This is a genomic window from Streptomyces sp. NRRL F-5650 (assembly GCF_000721365.1).
Classification (GTDB): Bacteria; Actinomycetota; Actinomycetes; order Streptomycetales; family Streptomycetaceae; genus Streptomyces; species Streptomyces ardesiacus.
Window position 1 is genome coordinate 1 of the sequence record NZ_JOGV01000065.1, and the last position, 18480, is coordinate 18480.

Sequence of the window (18480 nt, forward strand, 5' to 3'; positions counted from 1 at the left end):
TCGCCCTTCCCGCCGCGGCTGCGGGTGGTCGCCAGCCGCCCCTAGCTGCGGGCAGTCGTGCCGCTGGGGCGGCACGGGTGGGCGCAGCGGCACCCCGCCGGCGCCGGGCTCGCGACCCCACCCCGCCCGCATCAGCGCCGGGCAACCCCGCAACGTCGGACCACGTGCCCCCGCCCCCGCACCCACGCGCGGCACCCCGAAACACCGGGCCACGTGCCCAACCCCGCCGTACCGGGCAACGCGGCCCCGCGCCGGGCGATTCTCACGCCGCCCGGGCGGGCGTCTGGTGGGGGCAAGGGCGCCGTGTCGGCGTACGGCGGCGCAGGAACCGCGGCAGCGGCACCGTGACGAAGCCCTCCGCCTGCATCGCCGCGAAGCCGATGCGGGGGAGGTCGGCCGAGCGGCGGTAGACGACGAAGCGCGGCTCCCACCGGGGCCGGAACTTCGCGTTGAACTTGTACAGGGACTCGATCTGGAACCAGCGGGACAGGAACACCAGCAGACCGCGCCACGCGCGCAGGACCGGGCCCGCGCCGATCTTCTCGCCCCGTGCGAGCGCCGCGCGGAACATCGCGAAGTTCAGCGACACCCGCGCGATGCCCAGTTTCGGGGCGGCCTGGAGCGCGGCCACGATCAGGAGTTCGTTCATGCCGGGGTCGGCCGCGCGGTCGCGGCGCATGAGGTCCAGGGACGCCCCGTCCGGGCCCCACGGCACGAAGTGCAGGACCGCCTTCAGGTCGCCGAACTCGCCGGGTTCCGTGTCCTGCTTGTGGGCCGTCGCTATCAGGCAGTCGCCGTCGGCCGGGTCGCCGACGCGGCCCAGGGCCATGGAGAAGCCGCGCTCGGTGTCGGTGCCGCGCCAGGCGTCGGCGGCGCGGCGGACGCGGTCCAGTTCGGCCTCGGACAGGTCAGCCACGCGCCGTACCCGGGTCTCGTAACCGGCCCGCTCGATGCGCTTGACCATCTGGCGCACGTTGCGCATCGCGCGGCCGGCGAGGGAGAAATCCGCCACGTCCACCACCGCCTCGTCGCCCAGTTCGAGGGCGTCGAGGCCGGTCTCGCGGGTCCAGACCTCGCCGCCGGTCTCGGAGCAGCCCATGACGGCGGGCGTCCAGGAGTGGGAGCGGGCCTCGTCCATGAAGCGTTCGATGGCGCCGGGCCACGCCTCCACGTCGCCGATCGGGTCGCCGCTGGCCAGCATCACGCCGGAGACGACGCGGTAGGTGACGGCGGCCTTGCCGCTGGGGGAGAAGACGACGGCCTTGTCGCGGCGCAGCGCGAAGTGGCCGAGGGAGTCGCGGCCGCCGTGCCGGGCGAGGAGGGCGCGCAGCCGGGTCTCGTCGTCCTCGGTGAGGCGGGCCGCGGGGTGTTCGGGGCGGAAGGCCAGGTAGATGGTGGTGACGGCGGTCAGGAGGCCGAGGGCGCCGAGGGAGAAGGCCACCGTCCAGGAGGTGTTGCCCCGGTAGTCGACCGGGCCCTCGACGCCGAACAGGCCGTACAGGACGTGGGTGAGCCGGTCGGCCAGGCTGGGGTCGCCGAGCATGCGGTGCGGGTGGGCGTTGACGACGAGCAGGCCGAGGAGGAGGGAACCGGCGGACATCAGGACGAAGTTGGTCAGGGCCCGCCAGCGGCTGCGCGGGTCGGGAAGGGCGGCGAACTGGTCGCGGTGGCGCAGGAGGGGGGCCAGCAGGGCCAGGGAGATCAGTACGCCGAGGAAGGAGTGGCGGTAGGTGAGCTGTGCGACGGCGCCGAGCGGGAGCAGGGCCACGGCCGCCCGCCAGGCCCGGCGCTTGCGGCGCTTGAGGCCGTGGGCGAGCAGGAGGAGCAGGACGCCGGCGCTGAGGGAGAGGGCGGCGGCGAAGGGGCCGAAGGCGCCGGGCAGGACCTCGGCCAGCGCGTGCATGCGGCTGTGCCGGAAGCGCGGGAAGACGCCGGCCGCGATGTCCAGCAGGCCGACGAGCACGCAGGCGCGGCCGACGAAGAGGGGGACGTTCTCCGGGCGGGGGCCGCGCACCACGCGGCGTATGCGGGTGGGAGTCGTCGGAACCCCGCCCGACATTTCCTCATCTGTCCTGACAGACATCGCACCTGTTAGTTCTGCGAGAGACCGTGGATCCGGGCCCGTAACGGGCATCCGGCGACATTGCGCCCTCTAGGACGGTGTCTTGGAGGGAGAGGTTCACTCTCCCGGTCACAAAGCCCGGGCGAACGGGCACAGGGAAGCAGGCGGTAGGCAAGGGCATGGGGCTGACGAGCGACAAGGTGCTGGCGTTGGCGGTGGCGGCGGGTGTGCTGCTGTTCGCCGGGACGGTGTGGCTGTGGCCGCGCCTGGCGCGGCGGAGTGTGCGGGCCGTGCTCGCCAGGGTGGGTCTGCTGCTCGCCACCCAGGTGGCGGTCTTCGCGGCGGTGGGACTGGTGGCCAATCAGTCCTTCGGTTTCTACGGCAGTTGGGCCGACCTGTTCGGACAGGAGGACGGCCAGGGGGTGGTCGTGGACCACTCGGCCGACGCGGACGGCGGGCCGTTGCAGGTGGTCGGAAAGCGGCGGGTGACGCCCGCGGGCGGGACACGCCCGGAGGTCTCGGGGCGGGTCGAGGAGATACAGGTCGCCGGGCGCGCGTCACGGATCGTTTCTCCCGCGTTCGTGTACCTGCCGCCGGAGTACTTCCAGGCGCGCCACCGGGACCGCACCTTTCCCGCGGCCGTCGTCCTGACCGGCTATCCGGGTACCGCCGAGGCATTGGTGGAAAAGCTCCATTACCCGCGTACAGCACTGGAGTTGGCGAAGGCCGGGCGGATGCGGCCGATGATCCTCGTGATGCTGCGGCCGACGGTGGCGCCGCCGCGCGACACGGAGTGCGTCGACGTGCCGGGCGGGCCGCAGACGGAGACGTTCTTCGCCGAGGACCTGCCCCGGGCGGTGAGTGCCCACTACCGGGTGGACAAGGGGCCGCGGAGCTGGGGTGTCGTCGGCAACTCGACCGGCGGTTACTGCGCCCTGAAGCTGGCCGCGCACCATCCGGACGTGTTCGCCGCCGGGGCCGGGCTCTCGCCGTACTACGACGCGCCGAACGACCCCACCACGGGTGATCTCTTCCAGGGCGACAAGGACCGCGAGAACCGGGCCAGCCTGTGGTGGAGCTTCAAGAACCTGCCCGCGCCGGACACTTCGCTGCTCGTCACCAGCAGCCGGAGCGGCGAGACGAACTACAAGGACACGATGAAGTTCATCGAGTTGGTGAAGGGCAGGAAGCCGACGCGGATCTCGTCGATCATCCTGGAAAGCGGCGGGCACAACTTCAATACCTGGCGGCGGGAGATTCCCGCGACGCTGCGGTGGCTGGACGAGCGGCTGGGCGAGGGGCGCGAGTTGTAAATGATCATGGAATCCGGGGGTATTGATTCCGTCTTCGCCGGGGTGTGGATTACGGGTGTCCTGTGAACACGGCCGGGACGGCGGTGTTTTTACGGGGCGGGGCGCCAAGAATCGCCTACGCGCGGTAAGTTTCTGGCCATGCCACGTGGACGTCACCGCCATTCCCCGCCTCTGCACAGGCTGCTTCCTCCGTCGGCGATCGCAGGCGTTTCGGTCGTTTGCGCCGTCGGGCCCTGGTTGTTCAGCGAGGCCCTGATCCTGCGCGCACTGGCCGCCGCCGCCGCGGTGACGGCCGTGGTCGGCGCCGTCGTCATGCGGCACTGGGACGCCCAGGCGGGTCGGAAGGTGGCCGACCTCACGCGCGCGCGGGCCAGTGACGAGTGGCGGTTCGAGGAGCGGGTCGCCGAACTGGAGTCGGACCTGGAGGAGTCGCGCGAGCTGCGGCAGAAGCTGGAGCACCGGCTGCGCGCCAAGCGCACCGAACTGGCCGGGCTGCGCAACGAGCACGCCTCGCTGCTGCGGCGCTACGCCACGGCGGAGACCGAGCGCGCCAGCGCGCTGGAGGGCCGCCGCCTGCTGGAGATAGAGGCCGTGCCGCAGGTGCCCGCACTGCCGGCGGCCCGGTCCGCGCCGGTGCCGGAGACGCCGGGGACGGCAGGGACGGTGGCCGAGGAGAAGGCCGCCGAGGAAGAGGTCGCCCTTCCCCGGGCCTTCTCGCCCGAGGGCTCCGGGCTGTACCTGCGCGCGGACGTCGCGCTGGTCCGCCTGGCCGGGCGGGGCCGTGATCACCGGGCCGGTGGCTCCGGCGGTGGCGACGACGACGGGGACGGTGGCGGCGGCGAGGGCGCGGCGGCCGACGCGGGGCCGCAGGCGCCGGAGGGCGGCGCGCAGGGGCGGTCCGAGGCGGCCGACGGGCACGGGCGCACCGCCGCCTCCCCGGCGAGCCCGTCGGACGCGTCGCCCGCGCAGCCCACCCGGCGGGCCGACGGGCACTTCACGGTGCCGACCGCGGTGGCTGTCGTACCGGCGGCTCCCGCGCGGCGCCCGGTGGTCGAGGGCGGCTTCGACTTCTTCGGGACCAAGGCTCCCGAGGGCGCGGTGAACGCGGCGGCCTCCGACGCCGCCCTGGAGACCGTCCAGAACGAGGACCTCGCCGACGTGGTCGGCCAGGAGGCGCTCGCCCTGCACAAGGCCGAGGCCGAGGTCTCCTTCAAGCCGGCCGGTGAGGAGTCCCGGGAGGTCAGCCAGGTGATCGACCTGACGGCGCACGACGAGACCGAGCAGATCGACGTACAGGGGCTGCGCAGCGCGGTCTCCTGATCGCGCTCAGGCCATCCAGCGGTCCGGCGGGGCGTCCCGGCGGCCGGTCCGGGAGCGTTCCGCCTGCCCGCGCAGCAGCTCCGCGGCCTCGGCGGCGTCGCGCAGGCCCGCGGTCACCGTGTTGTTCGCCCCGGTGTCCACATGGACGTCGGCCAGCCGCAGGGCACGCCGCAGGGGTCCCTGCGTGAGGCGGACGCTCTGCACCTTGGCGTGCGGCACCAGCGCCAGGCTGCGGCGCAGCAGGCCGTGCCGGGCGGCGAAGACGGCGCCGGTGACGGCAAGTCCGTGGCCGCGCCACCACAGCGGGCGGCACCGCCCCGCCCGTCGCGGTGGTCGGGACAGCGCCTGCCCCGTCGGCACGGTCACCCCGGGCAGCACCCGCGCGACGACCGACTCGGTGATCTCGCGCGGGGCGACCGGCAGCAGGAGGGAGTTCGACGATCCGGCCACGTCCAGCTCCACCCGCACCCAGCGGCGCCGCCGCCACAGCAGCGGCTCCACGATGCGCACGGTCTGCACCCGGCCCGGCGGCACCGTCTCGTGGGCGCGGTCCAGCAGGCCGTGGTCGATGCGGAGCCCGTCCGGGGACTCGGCCACCGTCCAGTCGTACTCCCCGACGAACCGGCCGGCGCTGCGCGCGCCCGCGGCGCCCACCAGCGGTACGGCGGTCGCCAGCACCGTCCACAGGTTGTGGGTGGCCAGCCACAGCAGCGTCGGTACGACGGCGGCGGCGAGCAGCGTGCCCCAGGTGGCGCCGGTCAGCAGGAGGGAGACGGCGAGGACGCCGGGCGGCACCCGCAGCAGTTGCCGCGCGGGGGCCTCGCCGACCTCGTGCGCGGTCTCGGGTGCGAAGCCCGCCGCGCGCGCGAGCAGTTCGGCCCGCAGCGCGCGGGCCTCGTCGGCGCCGAGGAAGGCCAGTTCGTCCTTCTTGCCGGTGCCTATGACGTCGAGCTTGAGCTTGGCGACCCCCGCGACCCGGGCCAGCAGGGGCTGGGTGACGTCGACGGCCTGGAGGCGTTCCAGGCGGATGTGCGCGGTGCGGCGGAACAGCAGTCCGGTGCGGATGCGCAGCTCGGTGGCGGTCACCGCGTAGTGGGTGAACCACCAGGTGAGGAAGCCGTACAGGGCGGCGGCCGGGATCAGGACGGCCAGGCCCAGCAGCAGGTGGGTCGTGGTCAGCCGGGTCAGTTGGCGCTGCGCCTGGTCGGGGTCGTGCACGGCCCATCCGACGAGCACGGCGACGGGCGCCCAGGCCCGCCGCAGGGGCGTGACGGGGTGCAGGCGCCGCTCGGTGACCCCGTCGGCGGGCGCGTCGGCGGCAGTGCGGGCGGCTTCCGCCGGGGTCCCGGCCGGGCCGGACCCGGGCCTGCCGAGGGCGTCGTACTCCTCTCCGGACCCGTTCACAGCCCGGCCGATCGGGCCTCGCCCAGTTCGGTGAGCCGGTCGCGCAGGCGTTCCGCCTCGGCCGGGTCGAGGCCGGGGATGGTCGCGTCGGTCGCGGCGGCGGCCGTGTGCAGTTGCACGCTGGCCAGGCCGAAGTGCCGCTCGACCGGCCCGGAGGTCACCTCGACCAGTTGCATGCGCCCGTAGGGGACGACGGTCTCCTCCCGCCACAGCACGCCCCGGCTGATCAGCAGGTCGTCGGCGCGCTCGGCGTACCGCCAGGAGCGCCAGTTGCGGGCCAGCATCGACCAGCCCCAGGCCAGCAGGGCCAGTGGCGGGAGCGCCAGGGCGGACCAGGCGGGGCCGAGGAACAGCGCGGGCAGCACGCCCGCCGCGAGTGTCAGCAGGCCCAGCCACACCACCAGCAACAGCCGCCGCATGTGCAACAGCCCCGGTGGCAGGCCGGTCCACTCCGGTTCCTCCCGCGAGGGACCCGTCGCATGCGCCGACCCCGCCGTGCCCGTGCCGTCCGGGCTCCCCGTCTCCATGGGGCCAGCGTACGTAGGGGAGACTGGGTTCATGACTCCCACGACGGAGACCACGGTCGGAATCGGCGGTGCCGCGGAGAGCACCGACATGGTGCTCAACATCGGCCCCCAGCACCCGTCCACCCACGGGGTGCTGCGGCTCAGGCTGGTCCTGGACGGCGAGCGCATCACCAGCGCCGAGCCGGTGATCGGCTACATGCACCGCGGCGCGGAGAAGCTGTTCGAGGCCCGTGACTACCGTCAGATCATCATGCTCGCCAACCGCCACGACTGGTTGTCGGCGTTCTCCAACGAGCTGGGCGTCGTCCTCGCCGTCGAGCGGATGCTCGGCATGGAGGTCCCCACGCGCGCGGTGTGGACGCGCACGCTGCTCGCCGAGCTGAACCGGGTGCTCAACCACCTGATGTTCCTGGGGTCGTACCCACTGGAGCTGGGCGGCATCACCCCGGTCTTCTACGCCTTCCGGGAGCGGGAGGTCCTCCAGAACGTGATGGAGGAGGTCTCCGGCGGGCGCATGCACTACATGTTCAACCGCGTCGGCGGCCTCAAGGAGGACCTTCCGGCGGGCTGGACCACGCGCGCGCGTGCCGCCGTCGCCGCCGTGCGCCCGCGCATGGACGTCTTCGACGACCTGGTCCTCGGCAACGAGATCTTCCGGGGGCGCACGCGGGGCGTGGGCGTGTTGTCCCCCGAGGCCGTGCACGCCTACGGCGTCAGCGGGCCGATCGCGCGGGCGTCCGGCATCGACTTCGACCTGCGCCGCGACGAGCCCTATCTGGCCTACGGCGAGCTCCAGGACACCCTGAAGGTCGTCACCCGCACCGAGGGCGACTGCCTGGCCCGCTTCGAGTGCCTCCTGGAGCAGACGCACAACGCCCTCGACCTCGCCGACGCCTGCCTGGACCGCCTGGCCGAGCTGGCGCCCGGGCCGGTCAACCAGCGGCTCCCCAAGGTGCTGAAGGCGCCCGAGGGCCACACCTACGCCTGGACCGAGAACCCGCTCGGCATCAACGGCTACTACCTGGTCAGCAAGGGCGAGAAGACCCCGTACCGGCTGAAGCTGCGCTCGGCGTCGTACAACAACATCCAGGCGCTGGCGGACCTGCTGCCCGGGACGCTGGTCGCGGACATGGTGGCGATCCTGGGGTCACTGTTCTTCGTGGTCGGCGACATCGACAAGTAGCGCGGCGGCGTCCACCGCCCCCACCGGCTGCAACAGCCACACGAAGTCGCCGAGCCCGCCCGGCGCGGTCAGCTCGGCGGCCTCGGAGGCGTCCGCGAGGGCCCGTACGTACGCCGCCGGGTCGGTGGAGGCCAGCGCCAGAGGGGGTCGTGCGCCGGTGACACCGAGCGCGTGCAGGGCCTCGCGCTGGGGGCGCAGAAGCGCGTCCGGGGGCGTGTGCTCCGGCGCGCACCTCGCGGTGGGTCCGGTCGCAGCTCCTGCGGGGGCGGCGGTCGCGCACGCGGTGGGGGCGGCCGCGCATGCGTCCAGCGCCACGTGTGCGGTGAGGTCGCACGACCCGTCCGGCACCGGCTCCGTCTCCCGCCCGTCCCGGAAGCCGGTGAGCGTCCCGAAGGGCGGGCGGGCGGTCGCGGTGTGCGCGTAGTCGGCGGCCACCGCCAGCCCGGCCTCCAGCGTCGCCACGGCGGACGCCCAGGCCGCGTCGCGGGGCAGTCCGATCTCCGCCCGCAGCCCCTCCTCGCCGGCCAGCGGCCACCACCGGGCCAGCCACTCGGCCTCCGCCCCGGTCACCGGCTCCCCGAGCCGCTCGGCCCCGTCGCGGCGGACGAGCACCCGCCGCGCCACACCCGCGGCGTCGACCTGTGCCACCTCCACCGGTACGTTGTCCAGCCACTCGTTGGCGAACAGCAGCCCGGTGACGCCGTCCGGCGGCTCGGCGAGCCAGCGGACCCGCCGGTCGAGGCCCTCGGGGCGGGCGGCGACCTCGACGGCGTACGCGCGCGTGCGGGCGGCCACCCCGGCCGGCAGGGCCGCCAGCACACCGGTGACCAGCTCGCCCCGACCCGCCGCCATGTCGACGAAGTCCAGCGCGGCCGGGTGCCCCAGGGCCTCGTCGACCCGGCACAGCAGCCGGGCCACCGCCCCCGCGAACAGCGGCGAGGCGTGCACGGACGTCCGGAAGTGCCCGGCCGGGCCCTCGGCCGCGGTGCGGTAGAACCCCCCGGGTCCGTACAGGGCGTCCTGCGCGGCCCGGCGCCAGCCCCGCCACTCCCCATGCGTCTCGCGAGCCCCGCTGTGTCCCGCCGTCCCTGGTGTCACGGGCTCAGGTTAGGGGTGCGACGGGGGCACAGAAGAGCGGAGCCTCCACCTTGCGGAGTACGCGCGGGGGGCGCGGATCGGTCCTTCGGTTGACCCCTGCACCTATTTCGCTTCCCTACGCTGGGTTACGTGCAGCGCCTCTACGACTTCCTCCGCAGACACCCGACCGGGGTCGACACCTTCTGGGCCCTCGTCGTGCTCGGAATCTCCGTCGTTTCCGCGGCGACCCCGGGGACGCGGGCGGACGGCACGGACAGCCTGGCGCTGATCCTGCCCATCGTGGTGCTGCTCGGCGTCGTGATGGCGCTGCGCCAGCGGATGCCGGAGTGGATGCTGCTGCTCGCCGTCGCGCTGGGCCTGGGGCAGCTCGTACTCGACGTCTCGACGATGCCCGCCGACTTCGCCTTCCTGGTGATCATCTACACCGTGGCGGCGACCGGCGCCCGCTGGGCCTCCCGGACCGCACTGGTCACGGGGCTGTGCGCGGCACCGCTGGCCCAGTTGCGCTGGGCGGACAGCGAGCTGGGCATGGGCCCCACCGTCGCCGTGACCGTCTTCCAGGCGGTCCCCTTCGCCCTCGCCTGGGTGCTCGGCGACTCCGTCCGCACCCGCCGCGCCTACTTCGCGCAGTTGGAGGAGCGTGCGACCCGGCTGGAGAAGGAGCGCGAGGCGCAGGCCAAGGTGGCGGTCGCCGCCGAGCGCGCCCGGATCGCGCGCGAGCTGCACGACGTGGTCGCCCACAACGTCTCCGTCATGGTGGTGCAGGCCGACGGCGCCGCCTATGTCATGGACGCGGCGCCCGACCAGGCGAGGAAGGCACTGGAGACCATCTCCTCCACCGGCCGGCAGGCCCTCGCGGAGATGCGCCGCCTGCTCGGCGTGCTGCGCACCGGCGAGCACCAGGAGGCGGGGGAGTACGTCCCGCAGCCCGACGTCCAGCAGATCGAGGACCTCGTCGAGCAGTGCCGCTCCTCCGGGCTGCCCGTCGACTTCAAGGTCGAGGGCACTCCCAGACAACTGCCCAGCGGTGTGGAGCTGACCGCGTACCGCATCGTGCAGGAGGCGCTGACCAACACCCGCAAGCACGGCGGGGAGAACGCGGGCGCGAGCGTGCGCCTGGTCTACTTCGACGACGGTCTCGGGCTGCTCATCGAGGACGACGGCAAGGGCGCCCCGCACGAGCTGTACGAGGAGGGCGGCCTCGACGGCCAGGGCCACGGCCTGATCGGCATGCGGGAGCGGATCGGCATGGTCGGCGGCACCCTGGACGCGGGCCCGCGTCCCGGCGGAGGATTCCGCATCAGCGCGCTGCTGCCGCTGAAGCCCGCGTGACCACCGCGCCCGTACGCGTGTACGGCGTTGACACCTGTAAGGCGAAGGAAGAAGAGACCCGATGGCGATCCGCGTGATGCTCGTCGACGACCAGGTGCTGCTGCGCACCGGGTTCCGGATGGTGCTGGCGGCCCAGCCGGACATGGAAGTCGTCGCGGAGGCGGGCGACGGCGTCGAGGCCCTCCAGGTGCTGCGCTCGACCGCCGTGGACGTCGTCCTGATGGACGTCCGCATGCCCAAGCTCGACGGCGTGGAGACCACCAGCCGGATCTGCGTGGACCCGGACGCCCCGAAGGTGCTGATCCTGACCACCTTCGACCTCGACGAGTACGCGTTCTCGGCGCTGAAGGCGGGCGCCTCCGGCTTCATGCTCAAGGACGTGCCGCCCGGCGAACTGCTCGCGGCGATCCGCTCGGTGCACAGCGGCGACGCGGTGGTCGCCCCCTCCACCACCCGGCGGCTCCTGGACCGGTTCGCGCCGATGCTGCCGGCCACCGGACAGGAGCCCCGGCAGAAGGAGCTGCAGCGGCTCACCGAGCGGGAGCGCGAGGTGATGGTGCTGGTGGCGCAGGGCCTGTCCAACGGCGAGATCGCGGCGCGCCTGGTGCTGTCGGAGGCGACCGTGAAGACGCACGTGGGCCGCATCCTGACCAAGCTGGGCCTGCGCGACCGCGTGCAGGTGGTGGTCCTCGCCTACGAGACCGGGCTGGTGCGGGCCGGCGGCGGGCACGGCTGACGGCCGGGGACCGACGGACCGACGGACCGAGACCGACGGGCTGACGGGCCTGTGCGCGGGGCCCCGCGTCGGTAGGGTCTGCGCATGCTCCTGTGGATCAACGGCCCCTTCGGGGGCGGAAAAACACAGACCGCGTACGAGATACGGCGCCGGCTCCCCGGCAGCGTCGTCTGCGACCCCGAGCACGCCGGCTTCGGCCTGCGCCGCATGCTGCCGCCCGAGCTGCGGGAAGCCCGCGGCCCGGGGCCGCTGATCGACGATTTCCAGGACCTGGTCTCCTGGCGGCAGGGCGTCGTGGAGGTGCTGGACCTGGCCCTCACCCGGCACGACGGCGTCGTGGTCGTGCCCATGACGGTCACCGACTCCGGGTACTTCGCCGAGACCGTCGGCCGGCTGCGCGAACTGGGCCACGACGTCCACCACTTCACCCTCCTCGCCGAACGCGAGACCGTCCTGCGGCGGCTGCGCGAACGCGGGCTCGGGCAGGCCCTGCGGTATGTGTCGGGGAAGGGCGGCGGACCGCGCCGGGAGAGCTGGGCCGTGCGACGGCTCGACCACTGCCTGGAGAAGCTGGCCGAGCCCGAGTTCGCCGAGCACCTGTGGACGGACCGCACGACCGTCCCCAAGACCGCCGACCGCATCGCCGTCCTCGCGGGACTCACCCTGGAACCCAACACCGAGGGCGCGCTGCGCACCCGGATGAGGCAGGTGCGGGTCGGGATCCGGCACATCCGGTTCGACTGACCGGCCTTCGGCCGCGGCGGGGCGGCTACCGCAGGATGCCCTCCAGGAAGTCGCTGCCCAGCCGGGCCACCACGCCGACGTCCAACTGGTGCAGGACGTACCGGCCGCGCCGGCGGGTGGTGATCAGGCCCGCCTTCTTCAGCACGCCCAGGTGCCGGGATATCTCGGGAGCCGTCATGCCGTGCACCTGCGCCAGCTCGCCCGTGGTGTACGCGCTGCGGGCCAGATACCGGCAGATCCGCATCCGCACCGGGTGGGACAGGGCGGACAGCCGCATCGTGAGCTGCTCGACCGAGGGCGGTGCGGCCAGCTCGGGGGAGCCGACCGGGTAGTGCAGCACCGGCTGCCAGGCGTACCGGTGCAGGACCATCAGGTGCGGCCAGCCGAGGCTGGTCGGGACCAGGAGCAGGCCGCCGTCCGCCGTCGCGGTGCGGCCGTCGCCCAGCTTGTCGACGGTGATCCGGGCGGCGCCCTCCTCCAGCGTCACCGCCGCGGACACGGCGGCCAGCGCCTCGGCGAGGCCCTTGTGGCGCAGCAGGTCCGTCTTGAGCCGGGCGTCCGCCGCGAGCTGGTGGCGCACCCGGGACCAGGTCTCGGCGAAGAACGCCTCGTCGCAGTCCCGCGCGAACTGCCGCAGCCAGTCCCGGATGCGCGGCGGATCGGCGAGCAGGCGCTCGCTGAAGCGCAGTTGCTGCGGTCCCCGCGCGGCGGCCAGGTCCAGCGCGCGGCGCCGCGCCACGGGGTCGTCCAGCGCCGAGGCCCCGCCCGTGCTGTACGGCAGCGCGCAGGTGAACTCCAGGGCCGCGTCGACGAACTGCTCGTCGGACAGCTTGTCGAGGAGGTCCAGGTCGTCGGCGAGGGTGGCGCCGGGCAGGGTGCTGCGGCCCGGCACCCCGGCGAACGGCATGAACAGGTCCGAGAACGTCGTCCGCCACAGGAAGTCGGCCTCGCACATCCGGTCCGCCAGGTGCGAGTCCAGCCGCGCGGTCACGCCCGTCACCCAGCCCTGCAGCCCCGGGTGGTGCCCCGGCTCGGACAGCGCGTGCAGCGCCATGCCCAGCTCGGCCAGCGGGGAGGGCACGACGGCGACCCTCTCCGGCCGCAGCCCCGTGATGTCGATGCGCACGCTCATGCCCCCATGGTGCACGCGGCCACTGACAACGCAGCCGCCGATTGACCGCCCCCGTCAATCGGCGCGACCGCGGGGCACGGGCCGGAGCAGCCTGGGGACGTCGGGGCAGCCGCGGAGCCCGCGCCCCGCCCCACCCTCCCCCACCCTCACCCCATCCCTCATTCACACTCTCCCGGAAGGGCGGTCCGCCATGAGCATCACGCAGCAGTACCTCCTCGACACCTACCGCGCCCGGCAGCTCGGCGAGCCCGCGCCGCCCGCGCCCGGCGCCCACGACTGGCAGGTCGTGCGCGAGTGGCGCGACCGCCGCCAGTTCGAGGCGGTCCTCGCCGGCCGCCCCGCGCAGGGCCGTGTACGGCGGGCCCTGCGCCGGTGGTGGTCCCTGTGGCCGCGCGCCCTGGGGCGGCCGGCCGGGTGACCCCGGTCAGGCGGTCAGCCGGGCCGCGAAGTCGGCGACCGCCGCGCGGACGTCGTCGGCCGTCCACTCCAGACCGGCCCCGCCCACGGAGACCTCCGTGAGGGCGAGACCGGGGCCGCCCTCGTCCCAGGGGCGGGAGAAGAGCATCGCCCCGGTCTCCTCGGCCTGCTCCAGCGCCGCCTCTTCCGCGGCGTCCGGGGCACAGGGCAGCCAGACCTGGAACTCGTGCGTGTGCGGCACCTCGGGGTGCACCCGCGCCCACGGCAGCCCGGCCGCCGCGAGGCCCTCGCGCAGCGCGGCGGCCACCACGCGCGCGTGGGCCACGTACGAGGGCAGCCGGGGCAGCTCGCGCTCCAGGCCGGCCAGCGCGGACAGCGCCGTGGGGAACTGCTGGAACACCTGGCCGCCGTACCGGTGCCGCCAGGCCTTCGCCTCCTCGACCAGCGTCCGGGGACCGGCCAGGGCGGCGCCGCCGTAGCCGTCGAGGGACTTGTAGAACGAGACGTACACGCTGTCCGCCAGGCCCGCGATCTCGGCCAGGGGGCGCCCGAAGTGGGTGGTGCACTCCCACAGGCGGGCGCCGTCGAAGTGGACCACCGCGTCGCGCTCCCGGGCGGCCTCCACGACGTCGGTGAGCTCCTCCCAGGTGGGCAGCAGGTAGCCGGCCTCGCGGAGCGGCAGCTCCAGCATCAGCGTCCCGAAGGGTTCCCCGAAGCCGCGCACCTCGTCGGCGGTCGGCGGGCGGGGGGCGTCGGTCAGCCGTACCGGGTGCAGCCCGCTCACCCGGCTGAAGGCGTTGCGCTCGTGCCGTTCGGGGTGGCCGAGCCCGTGCAGGGCGACGGCCGGGTTGCCGGTACGGCCCGCCCAGCAGCGCAGGGCCACCTGCTGGGCCATGGTGCCGGTCGGGAAGAAGGCGGCGGCCTCCGTGCCGAGCAGGGCGGCGGTCCTCTCCTCCAGGGCCGCCACGACGCCGTTGCCGTACATGTCGGAGATCTCGTCGAGGTCGTACACCTCGCCGGCCCCGTCCAGCAGGGCGATGCGCTCGCGCAGGGTGGCGGTGAAGCCGGGGCGGGCGAGCACGCGCCGTGCGTCGCGGAGGGCGGCCACACGCCGCTTGCGGAGTTCGTCGCGCCGCTGGTCGGGGTCCGCCTGTCCGTGCCCTTCCGGTTCCGCCGGTTCCGCCTGTTCGTTTCGCTCTGCCGTGTCGCTCATGCAGGGATCATGTCGCGTCGGCCGCCCGCCCGGCACCCCCGTTTCTCCACAGGTTCCGACACCCGCGCGCGGGTGTGTGTCCCGATGCCGCGCGGAAACCCACAGCCTGTGGACAACCGGACGTCGCCCGGACCGATCGCGTTAACATGACGAGAAATCGTCCGGTACCCCGAGCGGACTGGAACGGGAAGGCCGCCGTCGCGTGAACACAACCCCACAGTCAGACCCCAAGGACCGCCCCGCGCGGCTCACCGTAGGCGTGGTCGGCGCCGGACGGGTGGGCCCCGCGCTGGCCGCGTCCCTCCAGCTCGCCGGGCACCGCCCGGTGGCCGTCTCCGGGGTCTCCGACGCCTCCAGGAGGCGCGCCGCCGCCCTCCTGCCCGACGTGCCGCTCATGACGCCCGCCGAGGTCCTGCAACACGCCGAACTGGTCCTGCTGACCGTCCCCGACGACGCCCTGCCCGGCCTGGTGACCGGGCTCGCCGAGACCGGGGCGGTGCGCCCGGGCCACCTGCTGGTGCACACCTCCGGGCGGTACGGCGCCCGGGTCCTGGACCCCGCGCTGCGCGCCGGCGCCCTGCCGCTGGCCCTGCATCCGGCGATGACCTTCACCGGCACGCCGGTGGACGTCCAGCGCCTGGCCGGCTGCTCCTTCGGCGTCACCGCACCCGAGGAGCTGCGGCTGGCCGCCGAGGCCCTGGTCATCGAGATGGGCGGCGAACCGGAGTGGATCGCCGAGGACCGGCGCCCGCTCTACCACGCGGCGCTCGCCCTGGGCTCCAACCACCTGATCACCCTGGTCGCCCAGTCCATGGAGCTGCTGCGCACGGCCGGAGTGAGCGCCCCCGACCGGATGCTCGGCCCGCTGCTGGGCGCCTCCCTCGACAACGCCCTGCGCTCCGGCGACGCGGCCCTCACCGGCCCCGTCGCGCGCGGGGACGCGGGCACGGTCGCCGCGCACATCACCGAGCTGCGCGCGCACGCCCCCCAGGCCGTCGCCGGTTACCTGGCGATGGCCCGCGCGACGGCCGACCGCGCCCTGGACCACGGGCTGCTGAAGCCCGAACTCGCCGAGGACCTGCTCGGCGTACTGGCCGACGGAGCCACCGGCACCGCGGGCCCCACCGGCACCACGGGCCCCGCGCGGCCCACCGCCACGGACGGGAAGCCCGGCCCCGGCGGAACCCCCGACCCCGAAGACCCGGACGGCCCCGAAGGCACCGACGGCCCCGAAGGCACCGACGGAGGCGCCCGATGACCACCACCCCGCCCGCCCTCCTGCGCACCGCCGACGAGCTGCACGCGCGCGTGCGCCACGGCCGCCGGGCCGTCGTGATGACGATGGGCGCCCTGCACGAGGGCCACGCCACCCTGATCCGCGCGGCCCGCGACCTCGCCGGACCCGACGGCGAGGTCGTCGTCACCGTCTTCGTGAACCCGCTCCAGTTCGGCGCCGGCGAGGACCTCGACCGCTACCCGCGCACCCTCGACGCCGACCTGGAGATCGCCGGAAGGGCGGGCGCCGACGCCGTCTTCGCCCCGGCGGTCGACGAGGTCTACCCGGGCGGCGAACCCCAGGTGCGCGTCACGGCCGGCCCCATGGGCGAACGCCTGGAGGGCGCCTCCCGCCCCGGCCACTTCGACGGCGTGCTCACCGTCGTCGCGAAGCTGCTCCACCTCACCCGCCCCGACCTCGCCCTGTACGGGCAGAAGGACGCCCAGCAGCTCGCGCTGATCCGCCGCATGGTGCGCGACCTCAACTTCGGCGTGGAGATCGTCGGCGTCCCCACCGTGCGCGAGGAGGACGGCCTGGCCCTCTCCAGCCGCAACCGCTACCTCTCGACCGCGGAACGCCGCACCGCCCTCGCGCTCTCCCAGGCCCTCTTCGCCGGCCAGGACCGGCACGCCGCCCAGGAGGCCCTGCGCGCGCGGGCCCGCGAAGTGCCCGCCACACAGGCGCGCGCCGAGGCGCTGGGCGCCCTGGGCGAGTCCCGCGCGGCGGCCGACGCCCACGCCGTCGCCACCTCGGCCCCCGGCGGCGCGACGGCCGTCCGGGACGCCGCCCGCCTGGTGCTGGACGACGCCGCCCGCGCCACCCCGCCCCTGGAGCTGGACTACGTCGCCCTGGTCGACCCGTCCGACTTCACCGAGATCGGCGACGACCACACCGGCGAGGCCGTCCTCGCCGTCGCCGCCCGGGTCGGCGCCACCCGCCTGATCGACAACGTCCACCTCACCTTCGGACCCCGCGGAGCCGCCTCGTGACCAGCACAGGCATACGTCTGCACGCCCCCGCCCCCGGCTGGGCCGTCGCCGCGGACGTGGTGGTCGTCGGCTCCGGCGTCGCGGGCCTCACCGCGGCCCTGCGCTGTGAGGCGGCCGGTCTCACGACGGTCGTCGTCACCAAGGCCCGCCTCGACGACGGCTCCACCCGCTGGGCGCAGGGCGGCATCGCCGCGGCCCTCGGCGAGGGCGACACCCCCGAGCAGCACCTCGACGACACCCTGGTCGCCGGCGCCGGCCTGTGCGACGAGGAGGCGGTGCGCACCCTGGTCACCGAGGGCCCCGGCGCCGTACGCCGCCTCATCGCGACCGGCGCGCACTTCGACGAGTCCGCCGGGGGCGGCCTGGCCCTCACCCGCGAGGGCGGCCACCACCGCCGCCGCATCGCCCACGCGGGCGGCGACGCCACGGGCGCCGAGATATCCCGCGCCCTGGTCGAGGCGGTACGCGCGCGTGGCCTGCGCACCGTGGAGAACGCCCTGGTCCTGGACCTCCTCACGGACGACGAGGGGCGTACGGCGGGCGTCACCCTGCACGTCATGGGCGAGGGCCAGCACGACGGGGTCGGGGCGGTCCACGCCCCCGCGGTCGTCCTCGCCACCGGCGGCATGGGCCAGGTCTTCTCGGCGACCACGAACCCCTCGGTCTCCACCGGCGACGGAGTGGCCCTCGCCCTGCGCGCGGGCGCCGAGGTGAGCGACCTGGAGTTCGTCCAGTTCCACCCCACCGTCCTCTTCCTGGGCCCGGACGCCGAGGGACAGCAGCCGCTGGTCTCCGAGGCGGTACGCGGTGAGGGCGCCCACCTGGTGGACGCGGACGGTGTGCGCTTCATGGCCGGGCAGCACGAGCTCGCGGAACTGGCCCCCCGCGACATCGTCGCCAAGGCCATCACGCGCCGCATGCAGGAGCAGGGCGCCGAGCACATGTACCTGGACGCCCGCCACTTCGGCGCCGACATGTGGGAGCACCGCTTCCCCACGATCCTCGCCGCCTGCCGGGCCCACGGCATCGACCCGGTCACCGAGCCGGTCCCCGTCGCGCCCGCCGCCCACTACGCCTCGGGCGGCGTCCGCACCGACGCCCACGGCCGCACCACCGTCCCCGGCCTGTACGCGTGTGGCGAGGTCGCCTGCACCGGCGTGCACGGCGCCAACCGCCTGGCCTCCAACTCGCTCCTGGAGGGCCTGGTCTACGCCGAGCGCATCGCCGCCGACATCGCGGCCGGCCACACGGCGGGCACCCTCCACGCGCGCGTGCCCGCGCCCCTGCCCCGCCCGGCGAACCCGGCGCACCCCCTCCTGCCGCCCGAGGCCCGCCTCACGATCCAGCGGATCATGACGGAGGGCGCCGGAGTCCTGCGCTCGGCGGACTCCCTCACCCGCGCGGCCGACCGGCTGAACGCCCTCCACACGGAGGCCCGCGACGCCCTGCACGAGAACGGCAAGACCTCCGAGCCGGGCGTCGACACCTGGGAGGCCACCAACCTCCTGTGCGTGGCCCGCGTCCTGGTCGCCGCCGCGGTCCTGCGCGAGGAGACCCGCGGCTGCCACTGGCGCGAGGACCACGCGGACCGCGACGACACGTCCTGGCGCCGCCACGTCGTCGTACGGCTGAACCCTGACCGCTCCCTCGCCGTGCGGGCCACGGACACGCCAGAATTCCCCCCGACCGTCCACGGCACCCAGCCGACGCACCGTCCCCAGGAGCAGTGAGCCA

General features: G+C 74.5%; 16 protein-coding genes. 10 read left to right on the forward strand and 6 right to left on the reverse strand.

Going from position 1 to position 18480, the window contains the following annotated elements:
* Positions 1-262: 262 nt before the first annotated feature.
* Positions 263-2059 (reverse strand): phosphatidylglycerol lysyltransferase domain-containing protein, encoded by a 1797-nt coding sequence (locus IG88_RS0135295; RefSeq protein WP_031050211.1) that lies wholly within the window; start codon positions 2057-2059, stop codon positions 263-265.
* Between the two features lie 182 nt (positions 2060-2241).
* Between IG88_RS0135295 and IG88_RS0135300 the strand changes: the two genes are divergently transcribed.
* Positions 2242-3375, forward strand: coding sequence for an alpha/beta hydrolase (locus IG88_RS0135300; protein ID WP_031050214.1), 1134 nt, complete (start codon positions 2242-2244; stop codon positions 3373-3375).
* Between the two features lie 138 nt (positions 3376-3513).
* A complete protein-coding gene (locus IG88_RS0135305; protein WP_051852186.1) occupies positions 3514-4695 on the forward strand; it encodes a hypothetical protein in 1182 nt (393 codons plus the stop codon).
* A 6-nt stretch (positions 4696-4701) separates the two neighbouring features.
* Here the strand turns inward: IG88_RS0135305 and IG88_RS0135310 are convergent, their stop codons facing one another.
* The gene (locus IG88_RS0135310; RefSeq protein ID WP_051852188.1) at positions 4702-5976 is read right to left on the reverse strand and encodes a PH domain-containing protein; all 1275 of its coding nucleotides are present in this window, start codon (positions 5974-5976) and stop codon (positions 4702-4704) included.
* Positions 5977-6095: 119 nt separating this feature from the next.
* A complete protein-coding gene (locus tag IG88_RS0135315) occupies positions 6096-6626 on the reverse strand; it encodes a PH domain-containing protein (RefSeq protein WP_031050222.1) in 531 nt (176 codons plus the stop codon).
* A 31-nt stretch (positions 6627-6657) separates the two neighbouring features.
* On the opposite strand from IG88_RS0135315, the gene IG88_RS0135320 reads away from it, so the two are divergent.
* Positions 6658-7809 carry an NADH-quinone oxidoreductase subunit D gene (locus IG88_RS0135320; RefSeq protein WP_031050224.1) on the forward strand — a complete coding sequence of 384 codons (1152 nt, stop codon included), beginning with the start codon at positions 6658-6660 and terminating at the stop codon, positions 7807-7809.
* On the opposite strand, the gene IG88_RS0135325 is transcribed toward IG88_RS0135320, so the two are convergent.
* On the reverse strand, positions 7774-8907 hold the full coding sequence (locus tag IG88_RS0135325) for an SAM-dependent methyltransferase (RefSeq protein ID WP_031050225.1): 1134 nt from the start codon (positions 8905-8907) through the stop codon (positions 7774-7776). The two genes, IG88_RS0135320 and IG88_RS0135325, sit on opposite strands and share 36 nt — an antisense overlap.
* 129 nt (positions 8908-9036) lie before the next feature.
* Between IG88_RS0135325 and IG88_RS0135330 the strand changes: the two genes are divergently transcribed.
* The 3 genes from IG88_RS0135330 (at position 9037) to IG88_RS0135340 (ending at position 11719) form a co-directional block, all read left to right on the forward strand.
* Positions 9037-10239, forward strand: coding sequence for a sensor histidine kinase (locus tag IG88_RS0135330; RefSeq protein ID WP_031050228.1), 1203 nt, complete (start codon positions 9037-9039; stop codon positions 10237-10239).
* Positions 10240-10300: 61 nt separating this feature from the next.
* Positions 10301-10975, forward strand: a complete 675-nt coding sequence (locus IG88_RS0135335) for a response regulator (RefSeq protein ID WP_030404811.1) — start codon at positions 10301-10303, stop codon at positions 10973-10975.
* Between the two features lie 84 nt (positions 10976-11059).
* Positions 11060-11719 carry an AAA family ATPase gene (locus IG88_RS0135340; RefSeq protein ID WP_031050230.1) on the forward strand — a complete coding sequence of 220 codons (660 nt, stop codon included), beginning with the start codon at positions 11060-11062 and terminating at the stop codon, positions 11717-11719.
* Between the two features lie 25 nt (positions 11720-11744).
* Here the strand turns inward: IG88_RS0135340 and IG88_RS0135345 are convergent, their stop codons facing one another.
* A complete protein-coding gene (locus IG88_RS0135345; protein ID WP_031050232.1) occupies positions 11745-12851 on the reverse strand; it encodes a DUF5937 family protein in 1107 nt (368 codons plus the stop codon).
* A 190-nt stretch (positions 12852-13041) separates the two neighbouring features.
* On the opposite strand from IG88_RS0135345, the gene IG88_RS43975 reads away from it, so the two are divergent.
* Positions 13042-13269, forward strand: coding sequence for a hypothetical protein (locus tag IG88_RS43975; protein ID WP_031050234.1), 228 nt, complete (start codon positions 13042-13044; stop codon positions 13267-13269).
* A gap of 6 nt (positions 13270-13275) precedes the next feature.
* Here IG88_RS43975 and IG88_RS0135355 read toward each other — a convergent pair whose 3' ends face one another.
* Positions 13276-14481 carry a threonine aldolase family protein gene (locus tag IG88_RS0135355; protein ID WP_031050237.1) on the reverse strand — a complete coding sequence of 402 codons (1206 nt, stop codon included), beginning with the start codon at positions 14479-14481 and terminating at the stop codon, positions 13276-13278.
* A 202-nt stretch (positions 14482-14683) separates the two neighbouring features.
* On the opposite strand from IG88_RS0135355, the gene IG88_RS0135360 reads away from it, so the two are divergent.
* Genes IG88_RS0135360 through IG88_RS0135370 form a run of 3 tightly spaced genes read left to right on the forward strand, consistent with a single transcriptional unit; the run spans position 14684 to position 18476 of the window.
* On the forward strand, positions 14684-15739 hold the full coding sequence (locus tag IG88_RS0135360) for a Rossmann-like and DUF2520 domain-containing protein (protein ID WP_031050240.1): 1056 nt from the start codon (positions 14684-14686) through the stop codon (positions 15737-15739).
* Positions 15736-16746 carry a pantoate--beta-alanine ligase gene (gene panC / locus IG88_RS0135365; RefSeq protein ID WP_031050242.1) on the forward strand — a complete coding sequence of 337 codons (1011 nt, stop codon included), beginning with the start codon at positions 15736-15738 and terminating at the stop codon, positions 16744-16746. Before IG88_RS0135360 ends, panC begins: the two co-directional genes overlap by 4 nt.
* Positions 16743-18476: an L-aspartate oxidase gene (locus IG88_RS0135370; protein ID WP_031050244.1), complete on the forward strand. Its 1734-nt coding sequence runs from the start codon at positions 16743-16745 to the stop codon at positions 18474-18476. Before panC ends, IG88_RS0135370 begins: the two co-directional genes overlap by 4 nt.
* The last annotated feature ends 4 nt before the right edge of the window (positions 18477-18480 follow it).